This window comes from Pseudomonas sp. NFPP25 (assembly GCF_900116505.1).
Taxonomy (GTDB): domain Bacteria; phylum Pseudomonadota; class Gammaproteobacteria; order Pseudomonadales; family Pseudomonadaceae; genus Aquipseudomonas; species Aquipseudomonas protegens.
This window is the reverse complement of the sequence record NZ_FPBG01000007.1, coordinates 218,054-233,301: the sequence shown is the minus strand read 5'-3', so window position 1 is coordinate 233,301 and position 15,248 is coordinate 218,054. Positions and strand designations below refer to the sequence as shown.

Here is a 15,248-nt window from a genome sequence, read left to right as displayed (position 1 = left end):
CCGGCAACTAAGCTGGAGACCAGGATGCCGGGGCGTTTTGCCGTGCGCGATTCAACTTGCCCCACCCAAAGCCGACAAAGTGTCAAACTCAAGGCTTTACGCCAGCTACTCGCGGAGATAACGGATATGTCCCTACGCACCCTGCTCACGACGCTGCTGCTGACCTTCAGCTGTTCGGTCATGGCCGCCACCGAGATCGTGCCCCTCAACAACCGCACCAGTGCCGACCTGCTGCCGGTGGCGCAGAACTTCCTCGGCAAGGACGGCAAGGTCAGCGCCTATGGCAACCAGCTGATCGTCAACGCCGAGCCGGACAAGATCGCCGAACTGCGAGCCTTTATCGCCCAACTGGACACCGCGGCCAAACGTCTGCTGATCACCGTCGACACCAACGAAAACAACCTTCAGGACAACCAGGGCTATTCGGTCAACGGCGTACCGCAGACGCGGATCATCAACCGCAGCACCGAGAGCCGCGACGGCGGTATCCAGCAGATCCAGGCCAGCGAAGGCGTGCCAGCGCTGATCCAGGTCGGCCAGAGCGTGCCCCTGACCACCACCCAGACCGACCCCTACGGGCGCCTGCAGAACCAGACCCAGTACCGCAACGTCACCCAGGGTTTCTATGTCACCGCCAGCGTCACCGGCGAGACCGTGCACCTGAGCATCAGCACCAACCGTGACCGCATGAGCCAGGAACGTCCCGATGTAGTGAACGTGCAAAGTACCGACACGACTGTCAGCGGGCGCCTGGGCGAGTGGATCACCCTGGCCGGGGTCAATCGCCAGACCCAGGCCGATAAACAGGGCCCGGGCCGCAGCTACTCGACTCAAGGACGGGACGACATGACCTTGCGGGTCAAGGTCGATGCCTTGGACTAAAGCACCAAAAACTGACTGATTAGTCGTATTAGACCAAAGATGTAGTGCCACAAAAAAAGCACTACAAAACATTTGACGAGCCAAAAAACCGCGGGCATGATGGCCTCGCTCCCGCTAATCAGGGGCCCTGGCAAGGGCCTTCGGATCGCCGCTCTAACCTACCCACCTGAGCCGATTCGTGTCTGTACCGCCCACAAGGTGTGTTTGACGAGATTGCGACTGGAACGAAGTTGTCCCGAGGGACGGAAGCGTAATTAGGTAGATCGGCAACACACTGATGGAACGCACCAAGGCCCACGACGCCGGCATGCGCCCCGCAGCTCGCCTTCACCTGCTCACTTTCCCCTCGAGCCCATCGTTCACCCGTCGCCATCCCCGCCAGACCCGACTTGACCGCCATAAGCTTCCTGGTCAGCGAGCAGCCTTTTACGCAGCGTTATGACGCGTGATCGGCGGAGCCGGAATTCTCCAACCAAGAACGACTTTTTACACAAGACGCGACGAGGTTTATCTCCATGGCACTGACACGCGAACAGCAAATTGCAGCCCTTGAAAAAGACTGGGCTGAAAACCCGCGCTGGAAAGGCGTGACTCGCACCTACTCCGCTGCCGACGTGGTCCGTCTGCGTGGCTCGGTTCAACCCGAGCACACCCTGGCACGCATGGGCGCCGAGAAGCTCTGGAACCTGGTCACCCAAGGTGCCAAGCCGTCCTTCCGTCCTGATAAAGATTTCGTCAACTGCATGGGCGCCCTGACCGGCGGCCAGGCTGTACAACAGGTTAAAGCCGGTATCCAGGCGATCTACCTGTCGGGTTGGCAAGTGGCTGCGGACAACAACTCCGCCGAATCCATGTACCCCGACCAGTCGCTGTACCCGGTGGACTCGGTTCCAACCGTGGTCAAGCGCATCAACAACTCGTTCCGTCGCGCCGACCAGATCCAGTGGAAAGCCGGCAAGAACCCGGGCGACGACGGCTACATCGACTACTTCGCACCGATCGTGGCCGACGCTGAAGCCGGTTTCGGCGGCGTACTGAACGCCTACGAGCTGATGAAGAGCATGATCGAAGCAGGCGCCGCCGGCGTTCACTTCGAAGACCAACTGGCTTCCGTTAAGAAGTGCGGCCACATGGGCGGCAAGGTACTGGTTCCAACCCAGGAAGCCGTACAGAAGCTGACCGCTGCCCGTCTGGCGGCCGACGTTGCCGGTGTACCGACCATCATCCTGGCCCGTACCGACGCCAACGCCGCTGACCTGCTGACTTCGGACTGCGACCCATACGACCAGCCATTCGTGACTGGCACCCGCACCCAGGAAGGCTTCTACAAAGTGAAAGCCGGCCTGGACCAGGCAATCGCCCGCGGCCTGGCTTACGCTCCGTACGCCGACCTGATCTGGTGCGAAACCGCCAAGCCGGACCTGGACGAAGCCCGTCGCTTCGCCGAGGCGATCAAGAAGGAATACCCGGACCAGATCCTGTCGTACAACTGCTCGCCTTCCTTCAACTGGAAGAAGAACCTGGACGACGCGACCATCGCCAAGTTCCAGCGCGAACTGTCCGCCATGGGCTACAAGCACCAGTTCATCACCCTGGCCGGCATCCACAACATGTGGCACAGCATGTTCAACCTGGCGCACGACTACGCCCGCAACGACATGACCGCCTACGTGAAACTGCAAGAGCAAGAGTTCGCTGACGCCGCCAAGGGCTACACCTTCGTGGCTCACCAGCAGGAAGTGGGCACCGGCTACTTCGACGACATGACCACCGTGATCCAGGGTGGCTCGTCCTCGGTAACCGCGCTGACCGGCTCCACCGAAGAAGAACAGTTCCACTGATTTAGGCCTCACGGCTTGATCGAGCGGCCAATGCAGACCCGGTAAAAACAACTGCATTGCTGTACAGCTGACGCCCCGACTGGTTCGGGGCGTTTTTTTGCCCACCCCTCCTGTAGGAGCCGGCTTGCCGGCGAACCTCTACCCTGCGCGCCCTCCTCAAAAGCCTCGCCATGACCGCCCCTGCAAAAAAGCTGGCCAAACATTGATCCAGGGCGGTGTTAGCAAGGGCGAAAGAGGTTAAAAGGTGCGCCCCTGCTACTTGCAGTAACAGGGATATAACAAGCAACTTTCCCACTCCCCGAAGGAAAGCAGATTAAAACAGCCCCTAAACAATATTGATTATCATTTAGCAGTTGTAACTTTCGTTACAGCCGCTACAAAACATAATTAACAAAACCTCCCCTAATGCCCGCAGGCCGCGGCTTACGGGGCTACCGGGGTGAGCTATGTCCTTATTACGATAAACAATTTCGCTTTAGAAATTTTACTTGCCCGGTGTTTAGCCATAAAATCAGCGCGATTGATTGCGCTGCGACATATCGTCACTGCTTTATTTCTTTATCAAGCTCAGAGACTCTTGCTCTCTGTTAAGGATTACCAGCATGCCCGAAGCGACAGGACTCATGGCCCACAACTGGGGCTTTGCCATTTTCCTTCTGGGCGTTGTCGGCCTTTGCGCCTTCATGCTCGGCGTCTCCAGCCTCCTCGGGTCAAAAGCCTGGGGCCGCAGCAAAAACGAACCGTTCGAGTCCGGCATGCTACCTACCGGTGGCGCCCGCTTGCGGCTCTCAGCCAAATTCTATCTGGTCGCGATGCTCTTCGTGATCTTCGATATCGAAGCCCTCTTTCTCTTTGCCTGGTCTGTGTCCGTCCGCGAAAGCGGCTGGACCGGATTCGTCGAAGCTCTCGTTTTCATAGCAATTCTGTTGGCAGGTCTTGTCTACCTTTGGCGGGTGGGGGCTCTTGACTGGGCTCCGGAAGGTCGTCGTAAGCGGCAGGCGAAGCTAAAACAATGAGGCTTTGGCGATGCAATACAATCTCACCCGGATCGACCCCGATGCTCCTAACGATCAGTATCCGATCGGCGAACGGGAAACCGTTTCCGATCCGTTAGAGGATCAGGTCCACAAAAACATCTTCATGGGCAAGCTCGAAGACGTGCTGAGCGGCGCGGTCAACTGGGGGCGTAAGAACTCCCTGTGGCCGTACAACTTCGGCCTGTCCTGCTGCTACGTGGAAATGACCACCGCCTTCACGGCGCCCCACGACATCGCGCGCTTTGGCGCCGAGGTTATCCGGGCATCGCCGCGTCAGGCGGACTTCATGGTTATCGCCGGGACCTGCTTCATCAAGATGGCGCCGATCATCCAGCGTCTCTATGAGCAAATGCTCGAGCCGAAATGGGTTATCTCCATGGGTTCGTGCGCCAACTCCGGCGGCATGTACGACATCTACTCGGTAGTCCAGGGGGTGGACAAGTTCCTGCCCGTGGACGTCTACGTACCTGGCTGCCCGCCCCGCCCCGAAGCGTTCCTGCAAGGCCTGATGCTCTTGCAGGAATCCATTGGCCAGGAGCGTCGCCCACTTTCCTGGGTCGTCGGCGACCAAGGCGTGTATCGCGCCGAGATGCCGTCGCAAAAGGAACAGCGCCGCGAACAGCGTATACAGGTCACCAACCTGCGCAGCCCTGACGAAGTCTGATCCAGTTCTGTTCTTACAAAGAAACGAACCTGGCTTCACTCTTTACGTTGACCGAAAGCGATAAAAAACCATGACTACAGGCAGTGCTCTGTACATCCCGCCTTATAAGGCTGACGACCAGGATGTGGTCGTCGAACTCAATAACCGTTTTGGCCCTGAGGCGTTCACCGCCCAAGCCACCCGCACCGGCATGCCGGTGCTGTGGGTTACCCGCTCCAAGCTCGTTGAAGTCCTGACCTTCCTGCGCAACCTGCCCAAGCCGTACGTCATGCTCTATGACCTGCACGGCGTGGACGAGCGCCTGCGCACCAAGCGCCAGGGCCTGCCAGGTGCCGACTTCAGCGTGTTCTACCACTTGCTGTCGATCGAACGTAACAGCGACGTGATGATCAAGGTGGCCTTGTCCGAAGGCGACCTCAGCCTGCCCACCGTGACCGGTATCTGGCCTAACGCCAACTGGTACGAGCGTGAAGTCTGGGACATGTTCGGCATCGACTTTGCCGGCCACCCTCACCTCTCGCGCATCATGATGCCGCCGACCTGGGAAGGTCACCCGCTGCGCAAGGACTTCCCGGCCCGCGCCACCGAGTTCGACCCGTTCAGCCTGAACCTGGCCAAGCAGCAGCTGGAAGAAGAAGCCGCGCGCTTCCGTCCGGAAGACTGGGGCATGAAGCGTTCCGGTGCCAACGAGGACTACATGTTCCTCAACCTGGGCCCGAACCACCCTTCGGCCCACGGTGCCTTCCGCATCATCCTGCAGCTGGACGGTGAAGAGATCGTCGACTGCGTACCGGACATCGGCTACCACCACCGTGGTGCCGAGAAGATGGCCGAACGTCAGTCCTGGCACAGCTTCATCCCGTACACCGACCGTATCGACTACCTCGGCGGGGTGATGAACAACCTGCCGTACGTGCTCTCGGTCGAGAAGCTGGCCGGCATCAAGGTGCCAGAGAAGGTCGACGTCATCCGCATCATGATGGCCGAGTTCTTCCGCATCACCAGCCACCTGCTGTTCCTGGGCACCTACATCCAGGACGTCGGCGCCATGACCCCGGTGTTCTTCACCTTTACCGACCGTCAGCGCGCCTACACGGTGATCGAAGCCATCACCGGCTTCCGCCTGCACCCGGCCTGGTACCGCATCGGTGGCGTCGCCCACGACCTGCCGCGTGGCTGGGAGAAGCTGGTCAAGGACTTCGTCGAATGGCTGCCCAAGCGCCTCGACGAATACACCAAGGCTGCCCTGCAGAACAGCATCCTCAAGGGCCGGACCATCGGCGTTGCCGCCTACAACACCAAGGAAGCCCTGGAGTGGGGCGTCACCGGTGCCGGCCTGCGCTCCACCGGTTGCGATTTCGACCTGCGCAAGGCCCGTCCGTACTCCGGCTACGAGAACTTCGAGTTCGAAGTCCCGCTGGCCGCCAACGGTGACGCCTATGACCGCTGCATGGTTCGCGTCGAGGAAATGCGCCAGAGCATCAAGATCATCGATCAGTGCCTGCGCAACATGCCGGAAGGCCCGTACAAGGCGGATCACCCGCTGACCACGCCGCCACCCAAAGAGCGCACCCTGCAGCACATCGAAACCTTGATCACGCACTTCCTGCAAGTTTCGTGGGGGCCGGTGATGCCGGCCAACGAATCCTTCCAGATGATCGAAGCGACCAAGGGCATCAACAGTTATTACCTGACGAGCGATGGCGGCACCATGAGCTACCGCACCCGGATCCGTACCCCAAGCTTCGCTCACCTGCAGCAGATCCCTTCGGTGATCCGCGGCAGCATGGTCGCGGACTTGATCGCGTACCTGGGTAGTATCGACTTCGTTATGGCCGACGTGGACCGCTAAGCATGAACAGCACGCTTATCCAGACAGACCGTTTCGCCCTGAGCGAAACCGAGCGCTCGGCCATCGAGCACGAGATGCATCACTACGAGGACCCGCGCGCGGCGTCCATCGAAGCCCTGAAGATCGTCCAGAAGGAACGTGGCTGGGTGCCTGACGGCGCGGTCTACGCCATCGGCGAGATCCTCGGCATTCCTGCCAGCGACGTTGAAGGCGTGGCGACGTTCTACAGCCAGATCTTCCGCCAGCCAGTGGGCCGCCACATCATTCGCGTCTGCGACAGCATGGTCTGCTACATCGGCGGCCACGAGTCCGTGGTCAGCCAGATCCAGAGCGAGCTGGGCATCGGCCTCGGCCAGACCACCGCCGACGGCCGCTTCACCCTGCTGCCGGTGTGCTGCCTGGGCAACTGCGACAAGGCACCGGCGCTGATGATCGACGACGACACTTTCGGCGACGTGCAGCCTGCTGGCGTGGCCAAACTGTTGGAGGGCTACGTATGACCCTGACCTCTTTCGGTCCTGCGAACCGCATTGCGCGCACCGCAGAAACCCATCCCCTGACCTGGCGCCTGCGCGACGACGGCGAGCCGGTCTGGTTCGACGAGTACCAGGCCAAGAACGGTTACGCGGCGGCCCGCAAGGCCTTCGCCGACCTGTCCCAGGACGACATCGTGCAGACCGTCAAGGATGCCGGCCTCAAGGGTCGCGGCGGTGCGGGCTTCCCCACCGGTGTGAAGTGGGGCCTGATGCCCAAAGACGAATCCATGAACATCCGCTACCTGCTGTGCAACGCGGACGAAATGGAGCCCAACACCTGGAAAGACCGCATGCTGATGGAGCAACTGCCCCATCTGCTGATCGAAGGCATGCTGATCAGTGCCCGCGCACTGAAAACCTACCGCGGCTACATCTTCCTGCGGGGCGAGTACACCACCGCCGCCAAGCACCTGCGTCGTGCCGTGGAAGAAGCCAAGGCCGCAGGCCTTCTGGGCAAGAACATCCTGGGCAGCGGTTTCGATTTCGAGCTGTTCGTCCACACCGGCGCCGGGCGTTACATCTGCGGTGAAGAAACCGCACTGATCAACTCCCTGGAAGGCCGTCGCGCCAACCCGCGCTCCAAGCCGCCCTTCCCTGCCGCCGTGGGCGTGTGGGGCAAGCCGACCTGCGTGAACAACGTCGAGACCCTGTGCAACGTGCCGGCGATCATCGGCGACGGCGTGGAATGGTACAAATCCCTGGCCCGCGAAGGCAGCGAAGACCACGGCACCAAGCTGATGGGCTTCTCCGGCAAAGTGAAGAACCCCGGCCTGTGGGAGCTGCCCTTCGGCGTGACCGCCCGCGAGCTGTTCGAAGACTACGCCGGCGGCATGCGCGACGGCTTCAAGCTCAAATGCTGGCAGCCAGGCGGCGCCGGTACCGGCTTCCTGTTGCCCGAGCACCTGGACGCCCAGATGTATGCCGGCGGCATCGCCAAAGTGGGCACCCGCATGGGTACCGGCCTGGCCATGGCGGTGGACGACAGCATCAACATGGTGTCCCTGCTGCGCAACATGGAGCAGTTCTTCGCCCGCGAGTCCTGCGGCTTCTGCACACCGTGCCGCGACGGCCTGCCCTGGAGCGTCAAGCTGCTGATGGCCCTGGAAAAAGGCCAGGGCCAGCAAGGGGACATCGAGACCCTGCTGGGCCTGGTGGGTTTCCTCGGCCCAGGCAAGACCTTCTGTGCTCACGCACCGGGTGCCGTGGAGCCTTTGGGCAGCGCCATCAAGTATTTCCGTCCAGAGTTCGAAGCCGGCATCGCGCCCACCAGCGCCGCCGTCCCGCCTCTGGCCCGACCGATCGTAGTCGGCGCGTAACGCTTAAATGAGGGCGCCGGGTCCGTGCCCTGTGCTCGACGTGCGATGACGCCGTGAACGGCTGTGTTGATTCGCACGCATAACAAGATTCCATTAGCCACGCCCGCTGACACCGGGCCAACGAAGAACTTTGAACCATGGCCACTATCCACGTAGACGGCAAAGCGCTCGAAGTCGATGGGGCGGACAACCTGTTACAGGCTTGTCTGTCACTAGGCCTCGACATCCCTTATTTCTGCTGGCACCCCGCTCTCGGTAGCGTCGGTGCCTGTCGCCAGTGCGCGGTCAAGCAGTACACCGACGAGAACGACACCCGTGGTCGTATCGTCATGTCCTGCATGACCCCGGCCACCGACAACACCTGGATCTCCATCGACGATGAAGAATCCAAGGCGTTCCGCGCCAGTGTCGTCGAGTGGCTGATGACCAACCACCCCCACGACTGCCCGGTCTGTGAGGAAGGCGGTCACTGCCACCTGCAGGACATGACGGTGATGACCGGCCACAACGAGCGCCGTTATCGCTTCACCAAGCGTACCCACCAGAACCAGGACCTCGGCCCGTTCATTTCCCACGAGATGAACCGCTGCATCGCCTGCTATCGCTGTGTGCGCTTCTACAAGGACTACGCCGGCGGCACCGACCTGGGCGTCTACGGCGCCCACGACAACGTGTACTTCGGTCGCGTTGAAGACGGCACCCTGGAAAGCGAGTTCTCCGGCAACCTCACCGAGGTCTGCCCGACCGGTGTGTTCACCGACAAGACTCACTCCGAGCGCTACAACCGCAAGTGGGACATGCAGTTCTCGCCGAGCATCTGCCATGGCTGCTCCAGCGGTTGCAACATCTCCCCGGGCGAGCGCTACGGCGAGCTGCGCCGCATCGAGAACCGCTACAACGGTTCGGTGAACCAGTACTTCCTCTGCGACCGTGGCCGCTTCGGCTATGGCTACGTCAACCGCAAGGACCGTCCACGCCAGCCACGCCTGGCCGATGGCACCAAGCTGACCCTGGACCAGGCACTGGATCAGGCCGCAGACCTGCTGCGTGGCCGTAACATCGTCGGTATCGGTTCGCCCCGCGCCAGCCTGGAAAGCAACTACGCGTTGCAGGAACTGGTCGGAGCCGAGCACTTCTACTCCGGTATCGAAGCCTCCGAGCTGGAGCGCATCCGCCTGGTTCTGCAGGTCCTGAACGACAGCCCGCTGCCGGTTCCGAACATGCGCGACATCGAAGACCACGACGCCGTCTTCGTTCTCGGTGAAGACCTGACCCAGACCGCCGCACGCATGGCCCTGGCCCTGCGCCAGTCGGTCAAGGGCAAGGCCGAGGAAATGGCCGATGCCATGCGCGTCCAGCCTTGGCTCGACGCTGCGGTGAAAAACATCGGCCAGCACGCGCTGAACCCACTGTTCATCGCCAGCCTGGCTGAAACCAAGCTCGACGACGTGGCCGAGGAGTGTGTACACGCCGCTCCAGACGACCTGGCGCGCATCGGTTTTGCCGTGGCCCACGCCATCGACGCCAGTGCCCCTGCCGTGGAAGGCCTGGACAGCGAAGCCCTGGAACTGGCCAAGCGCATTGCCGATGCCCTGCTGGCAGCCAAGCGCCCGCTGATCATTTCCGGTACCTCCCTGGGCTCCAAGGCACTGATCGAAGCGGCGGCGAACATCGCCAAAGCCTTGAAGCTGCGCGAGAAAGCCGGCTCCATCAGCCTGGTAGTGCCAGAGGCCAACAGCCTCGGCCTGGCCATGCTCGGCGGCGAATCCGTGGACGCCGCCCTGCAGGCGGTGATCGACGGCCGTGCCGACGCCATCGTGGTACTGGAAAACGACCTGTACACCCGCACCGACGCGGCCAAGGTGGATGCAGCACTGAACGCGGCGAAGGTGGTGATCGTTGCCGATCATCAACAAACCGCTACCGTCGAGCGCGCGCACCTGGTGCTGTCGGCGGCGAGCTTTGCCGAAGGCGACGGTACCCTGGTCAGCCAGGAAGGTCGCGCCCAGCGCTTCTTCCAGGTCTTCGATCCGACCTACCTGGACGCCAGCATCATGGTCCACGAAGGCTGGCGCTGGCTGCACGCCCTGCGCAGCACCCTGCTGAACAAGCCGGTGGACTGGACCCAACTGGACCACGTGACCGCAGCCTGCGCCGCGAGCACGGCGCAACTGGCCAGCATCGTCGATGCCGCACCTTCCGCGGCGTTCCGCATCAAGGGCCTGAAACTGGCGCGCGAACCGCTGCGCTACAGTGGCCGTACCGCCATGCGCGCCAACCAGAGCGTGCACGAGCCACGTACCCCGCAAGATCCGGATACCGCCTTCGCCTACTCCATGGAAGGTTACTCGGGCTCCGTCGAACCGCGCTCGCAAGTGCCGTTCGCCTGGTCTCCGGGCTGGAACTCGCCACAGGCCTGGAACAAGTTCCAGGACGAAGTCGGTGGCCACCTGCGCGCCGGTGACCCGGGCACTCGCCTGATCGAAACCCAGGGCGACCGCCTCAACTGGTTCGCCAGCGTGCCGCGAGCCTTCTCCCCGGCTCCGGGCACCTGGCAGGCCGTGCCGTTCTACCACCTGTTCGGCAGCGAGGAAAACTCTTCGAAAGCCGCTCCGGTGCAGGAGCGCATCCCGGCTCCGTACGTTGCTCTGGCCAAATCCGAAGCGGATCGCCTGGGTGTCAACGACGGTGCCCTGCTCGCGGTGAACGTGGCTGGCCAGACCCTGCGTCTGCCGCTGCGCATCAACGAAGAGCTGGGTGCTGGCCTGGTGGGCCTGCCTGCCGGCCTGGCGGGTATTCCTCCGGCAATCGCAGGCATTTCCGTTGATGGTCTGCAGGAGGCGGCACAATGAGTTGGTTTACCCCTGAAGTGATCGACGTGATCCTGACGGTCGTCAAGGCCATCGTCATCCTGCTGGCCGTAGTGATCGCCGGTGCGCTGCTGAGCTTTGTCGAACGTCGCCTGCTTGGCTGGTGGCAGGACCGTTACGGTCCGAACCGTGTTGGCCCGTTCGGCATGTTCCAGATCGCAGCCGACATGCTGAAGATGTTCTTCAAGGAAGACTGGACTCCACCGTTTGCCGACAAGGTGATCTTCACCCTGGCACCGGTGGTGGCCATGTCCGCCCTGTTGATCGCCTTCGCGATCATCCCGATCACCCCGACCTGGGGCGTGGCGGACCTGAACATCGGCCTGCTGTTCTTCTTCGCCATGGCCGGTCTGTCGGTCTACGCGGTACTGTTCGCCGGCTGGTCGAGCAACAACAAGTTCGCCCTGCTCGGCAGCTTGCGTGCCTCGGCGCAGACCGTGTCCTACGAAGTGTTCATGGGCCTGGCCCTGATGGGCATCGTGGTACAGGTCGGCTCGTTCAACATGCGCGACATCGTCGAGTACCAGGCGCAGAACCTGTGGTTCATCATTCCGCAGTTCTTCGGCTTCTGTACCTTCTTCATCGCCGGCGTGGCCGTGACTCACCGCCACCCCTTCGACCAGCCGGAAGCGGAGCAGGAACTGGCCGACGGCTACCACATCGAATACGCCGGTATGAAATGGGGCATGTTCTTCGTCGGTGAATACATCGGCATCATCCTGATCTCGGCGCTGCTGGTCACCCTGTTCTTCGGTGGCTGGCACGGTCCGTTCGGCATCCTGCCGCAACTGTCCTTCGTCTGGTTCGCACTGAAGACCGCGTTCTTCATCATGCTGTTCATCCTGCTGCGCGCTTCCATCCCGCGTCCGCGTTATGACCAGGTGATGGACTTCAGCTGGAAATTCTGCCTGCCACTGACCCTGATCAATTTGCTGATAACCGCTGCGGTTGTGTTGTGGAACACACCTGCGGTTGCGGTTCAGTGAGGATTTGACCCATGTTCAAATATATTGGCGACATCGTTAAGGGTACTGGTACCCAGTTGCGCAGCCTGGTCATGGTCTTCGGCCATGGCTTTCGCAAGCGCGACACCTTGCAATACCCGGAAGAGCCGGTCTACCTGCCTCCACGCTACCGTGGCCGCATCGTCCTGACCCGCGACCCCGATGGCGAAGAGCGTTGCGTAGCCTGCAACCTGTGCGCCGTGGCCTGCCCCGTAGGTTGCATCTCGCTGCAGAAAGCTGAAACCGAAGACGGTCGCTGGTACCCGGACTTCTTCCGCATCAACTTCTCGCGCTGCATTTTCTGTGGCCTCTGCGAGGAAGCCTGCCCGACCACCGCGATCCAGCTGACACCGGATTTCGAGATGGCCGAGTTCAAACGTCAGGACCTGGTTTACGAGAAAGAAGATCTGCTGATCTCCGGTCCCGGAAAGAACCCTGATTACAACTTCTATCGTGTTGCAGGCATGGCCATTGCCGGTAAGCCAAAAGGCTCCGCGCAGAATGAAGCCGAGCCGATCAACGTGAAGAGCTTGCTGCCTTAAGGAAGAAAGATGGAATTCGCTTTCTATTTCGCGTCAGGTGTTGCGGTTGTCTCCACACTCCGTGTGGTCACCAATACCAACCCTGTGCACGCCCTGCTCTACCTGATCATTTCGCTGATCGCCGTGGCCATGACCTTCTTCAGCCTTGGCGCGCCGTTCGCCGGTGCCCTGGAAGTGATCGCCTACGCCGGCGCCATCATGGTGCTGTTCGTGTTCGTGGTGATGATGCTGAACCTCGGCCCGGCCGCGGCTCAGCAAGAGCGCATCTGGCTCACGCCCGGCATCTGGATCGGCCCGGTCATCCTGGCCGCGCTGCTGCTGGCTGAACTGCTGTACGTACTGTTCAGCCATCAGAGCGGTGCCGGTATCGGTCAAACCACCGTCAGCGCCAAGGCCGTGGGCATCAGCCTGTTCGGTCCTTACCTGCTGGTGGTCGAACTCGCCTCGATGCTGCTGCTTGCCGCGGCCGTCACGGCGTTCCACTTGGGCCGCAACGAGGCGAAGGAGTAATACGATGCCTACTATCTCTCTCGGTACTATCCCGATGGAACATGGCCTGGCGGTTGCCGGCATCCTGTTCTGCCTCGGTCTGGTCGGCCTGATGGTCCGCCGTAACATCCTCTTCGTGTTGATGAGCCTGGAAGTGATGATGAACGCCTCTGCACTGGCCTTCATCGTTGCTGGCGCCCGCTGGGCGCAGCCGGATGGACAAGTGATGTTCATCCTGGTGATCAGCCTGGCAGCCGCCGAGGCCAGTATCGGCCTGGCGATCCTGCTGCAGCTGTACCGCCGCTTCCACACTCTCGATATCGATGCAGCCAGCGAGATGCGCGGATGAACCTTCTCTTTCTGACTTTCGTATTCCCCCTGATCGGTTTCCTGCTGCTGTCGTTCTCCCGTGGACGCCTCTCGGAAAACCTCTCGGCCCTGATCGGTGTCGGCTCCATTGGCCTTTCGGCCATCGTTGCTGCCTACGTGATCTGGCAATTCAACGTCGCGCCGCCCGAGGGTGGCCACTACACCCAGGTGCTGTGGCAGTGGATGTCGGTGGACGGTTTCGCGCCGAACTTCGCCCTGTACCTGGATGGTCTGTCCGTGACCATGCTGGGCGTGGTGGTGGGCGTGGGCTTTTTGATCCACTTGTTCGCGTCCTGGTACATGCGTGGTGAAGCCGGCTACTCGCGCTTCTTCGCCTACACCAACCTGTTTATCGCCAGCATGCTGTTCCTGGTACTGGGCGATAACCTGCTGTTCCTGTACTTCGGCTGGGAAGGCGTGGGCCTGTGCTCCTACCTGTTGATCGGTTTCTACTACAGCAACCGCAACAACGGTAACGCCGCACTCAAGGCCTTCATCGTTACCCGTATCGGCGACGTGTTCATGGCCATCGGCCTGTTCATCCTGTTCCAACAGGTGGGCACGCTGAACGTCCAGGAACTGCTGGTGCTGGCCCCGCAGAAATTCCAGGCCGGCGACTTCTGGATCACCCTGGCAACCCTGATGCTGCTGGGTGGCGCCGTGGGTAAATCTGCCCAGTTGCCACTGCAGACCTGGCTGGCGGACGCGATGGCCGGCCCGACTCCGGTTTCGGCACTGATCCACGCCGCAACCATGGTCACCGCCGGTGTCTACCTGATCGCCCGTACCCACGGCCTGTTCACCCTGGCGCCGGAAATCCTGCACCTGGTGGGCCTGGTCGGCGGCGTGACCCTGGTGCTGGCCGGTTTCGCCGCGCTGGTGCAGACCGACATCAAGCGGATCCTCGCCTACTCCACCATGAGCCAGATCGGCTACATGTTCCTGGCCCTGGGCGTTGGCGCCTGGGACGGCGCGATCTTCCACCTGATGACCCACGCCTTCTTCAAGGCCCTGCTGTTCCTTGCTTCCGGTGCGGTGATCGTTGCCTGCCACCACGAGCAGAACATCTTCAAGATGGGCGGCCTGTGGAAGAAACTGCCTCTGGCCTACGCCAGCTTCATCGTCGGCGGCGCGGCCCTGGCGGCCCTGCCTCTGGTGACCGCAGGCTTCTACTCCAAGGACGAGATCCTCTGGGAAGCCTTCGCCAGCGGCAACCATGGCCTGCTGTACGCCGGCCTGGTGGGTGCGTTCATGACCTCGCTGTACACCTTCCGCCTGATCTTCATCACCTTCCACGGTGAAGCCAAGACCGAAGCCCACGCCGGCCACGGGATCTCCCACTGGCTGCCGCTGGTGGTACTGATCGTGCTGTCCACCGGGATCGGCGCGATGATCACCCCGCCCCTGCATGGCGTGCTGCCGCAAAGCGTCGGCCATGCTGGTGGCGAAGCCAAGCACAGCCTGGAAATCGCCTCGGGCGCCATCGCCCTGGCCGGTATCCTGCTGGCCGCCCTGTTGTTCCTTGGCAAGCGTCGCGTTGTGACCGCCATCGCCAACAGCGGCATCGGGCGTCTGCTCTCGGCCTGGTGGTTCGCCGCCTGGGGCTTCGACTGGATCTACGACAAACTGTTCGTCAAGCCATACCTGGCCATCAGCCATGTACTGCGCAAGGACCCGCTCGATCAGACCATCGGTTTGATCCCGCGTATGGCCAAGGGGGGTCACACCTCCCTGAGCCGTACCGAGACCGGTCAACTGCGTTGGTACGCCGCCTCGATGGCAGCCGGTGCCGTGCTGGTCATCGGCGCCATTGTGCTGGTAGCGGTCTGATATGAACCTTGCGAAC

General features: G+C 61.6%; 13 protein-coding genes. All 13 read left to right on the top strand.

Translation table 11 applies throughout. From position 1 onward, the window contains the following. The first annotated feature begins 126 nt into the window (after positions 1 to 126). The 13 genes from BM382_RS26260 (at position 127) to nuoL (ending at position 15,232) form a co-directional block, all read left to right on the top strand. Positions 127 to 882, top strand: coding sequence for a secretin N-terminal domain-containing protein (locus BM382_RS26260; RefSeq protein WP_019092908.1), 756 nt, complete (start codon positions 127 to 129; stop codon positions 880 to 882). A gap of 515 nt (positions 883 to 1,397) precedes the next feature. Next, positions 1,398 to 2,723, top strand: coding sequence for an isocitrate lyase (aceA, locus tag BM382_RS26255; protein ID WP_011062184.1), 1,326 nt, complete (start codon positions 1,398 to 1,400; stop codon positions 2,721 to 2,723). 602 nt (positions 2,724 to 3,325) lie between these two features. Further along, the gene (locus tag BM382_RS26250) at positions 3,326 to 3,739 is read left to right on the top strand and encodes an NADH-quinone oxidoreductase subunit A (protein ID WP_011062185.1); all 414 of its coding nucleotides are present in this window, start codon (positions 3,326 to 3,328) and stop codon (positions 3,737 to 3,739) included. 10 nt (positions 3,740 to 3,749) lie between these two features. Continuing rightward, positions 3,750 to 4,424, top strand: a complete 675-nt coding sequence (locus BM382_RS26245) for a NuoB/complex I 20 kDa subunit family protein (protein WP_011062186.1) — start codon at positions 3,750 to 3,752, stop codon at positions 4,422 to 4,424. Between the two features lie 70 nt (positions 4,425 to 4,494). Then, complete coding sequence (gene nuoC, locus BM382_RS26240; protein ID WP_011062187.1) at positions 4,495 to 6,276, top strand: NADH-quinone oxidoreductase subunit C/D; 1,782 nt, start codon at positions 4,495 to 4,497, stop codon at positions 6,274 to 6,276. Between the two features lie 2 nt (positions 6,277 to 6,278). Further along, positions 6,279 to 6,776, top strand: coding sequence for an NADH-quinone oxidoreductase subunit NuoE (gene nuoE, locus BM382_RS26235; RefSeq protein WP_011062188.1), 498 nt, complete (start codon positions 6,279 to 6,281; stop codon positions 6,774 to 6,776). Then, on the top strand, positions 6,773 to 8,128 hold the full coding sequence (gene nuoF, locus BM382_RS26230; RefSeq protein ID WP_011062189.1) for an NADH-quinone oxidoreductase subunit NuoF: 1,356 nt from the start codon (positions 6,773 to 6,775) through the stop codon (positions 8,126 to 8,128). The genes nuoE and nuoF overlap by 4 nt, the downstream gene beginning before the upstream one ends. Before the next feature lie 137 nt (positions 8,129 to 8,265). Beyond that, positions 8,266 to 10,980: an NADH-quinone oxidoreductase subunit NuoG gene (gene nuoG, locus BM382_RS26225; RefSeq protein WP_072444507.1), complete on the top strand. Its 2,715-nt coding sequence runs from the start codon at positions 8,266 to 8,268 to the stop codon at positions 10,978 to 10,980. After that, on the top strand, positions 10,977 to 11,984 hold the full coding sequence (gene nuoH, locus BM382_RS26220; RefSeq protein ID WP_011062191.1) for an NADH-quinone oxidoreductase subunit NuoH: 1,008 nt from the start codon (positions 10,977 to 10,979) through the stop codon (positions 11,982 to 11,984). The genes nuoG and nuoH overlap by 4 nt, the downstream gene beginning before the upstream one ends. 11 nt (positions 11,985 to 11,995) lie before the next feature. Then, complete coding sequence (gene nuoI / locus BM382_RS26215) at positions 11,996 to 12,544, top strand: NADH-quinone oxidoreductase subunit NuoI (RefSeq protein ID WP_003223795.1); 549 nt, start codon at positions 11,996 to 11,998, stop codon at positions 12,542 to 12,544. 9 nt (positions 12,545 to 12,553) lie between these two features. Next, positions 12,554 to 13,054, top strand: coding sequence for an NADH-quinone oxidoreductase subunit J (gene nuoJ / locus BM382_RS26210; RefSeq protein WP_011062192.1), 501 nt, complete (start codon positions 12,554 to 12,556; stop codon positions 13,052 to 13,054). Between the two features lie 4 nt (positions 13,055 to 13,058). Continuing rightward, on the top strand, positions 13,059 to 13,382 hold the full coding sequence (nuoK, locus tag BM382_RS26205) for an NADH-quinone oxidoreductase subunit NuoK (RefSeq protein ID WP_011062193.1): 324 nt from the start codon (positions 13,059 to 13,061) through the stop codon (positions 13,380 to 13,382). After that, on the top strand, positions 13,379 to 15,232 hold the full coding sequence (gene nuoL / locus BM382_RS26200) for an NADH-quinone oxidoreductase subunit L (protein ID WP_072444509.1): 1,854 nt from the start codon (positions 13,379 to 13,381) through the stop codon (positions 15,230 to 15,232). Before nuoK ends, nuoL begins: the two co-directional genes overlap by 4 nt. Positions 15,233 to 15,248 lie beyond the last annotated feature (16 nt).

Excerpts from the sequence above, each read along its gene's own strand:
- BM382_RS26260 (WP_019092908.1), top strand. The coding sequence starts at position 127 with ATGTCCCTACGCACCCTGCTCACGACGCTGCTGCTGACCTTCAGCTGT.
- BM382_RS26250 (WP_011062185.1), top strand. The coding sequence starts at position 3,326 with ATGCCCGAAGCGACAGGACTCATGGCCCACAACTGGGGCTTTGCCATT.
- nuoI (WP_003223795.1), top strand. The coding sequence starts at position 11,996 with ATGTTCAAATATATTGGCGACATCGTTAAGGGTACTGGTACCCAGTTG.
- nuoJ (WP_011062192.1), top strand. The coding sequence starts at position 12,554 with ATGGAATTCGCTTTCTATTTCGCGTCAGGTGTTGCGGTTGTCTCCACA.
- nuoK (WP_011062193.1), top strand. The coding sequence starts at position 13,059 with ATGCCTACTATCTCTCTCGGTACTATCCCGATGGAACATGGCCTGGCG.
- nuoL (WP_072444509.1), top strand. The coding sequence starts at position 13,379 with ATGAACCTTCTCTTTCTGACTTTCGTATTCCCCCTGATCGGTTTCCTG.
- aceA (WP_011062184.1), top strand. The coding sequence starts at position 1,398 with ATGGCACTGACACGCGAACAGCAAATTGCAGCCCTTGAAAAAGACTGG.
- nuoC (WP_011062187.1), top strand. The coding sequence starts at position 4,495 with ATGACTACAGGCAGTGCTCTGTACATCCCGCCTTATAAGGCTGACGAC.
- nuoE (WP_011062188.1), top strand. The coding sequence starts at position 6,279 with ATGAACAGCACGCTTATCCAGACAGACCGTTTCGCCCTGAGCGAAACC.
- nuoG (WP_072444507.1), top strand. The coding sequence starts at position 8,266 with ATGGCCACTATCCACGTAGACGGCAAAGCGCTCGAAGTCGATGGGGCG.
- BM382_RS26245 (WP_011062186.1), top strand. The coding sequence starts at position 3,750 with ATGCAATACAATCTCACCCGGATCGACCCCGATGCTCCTAACGATCAG.
- nuoH (WP_011062191.1), top strand. The coding sequence starts at position 10,977 with ATGAGTTGGTTTACCCCTGAAGTGATCGACGTGATCCTGACGGTCGTC.
- nuoF (WP_011062189.1), top strand. The coding sequence starts at position 6,773 with ATGACCCTGACCTCTTTCGGTCCTGCGAACCGCATTGCGCGCACCGCA.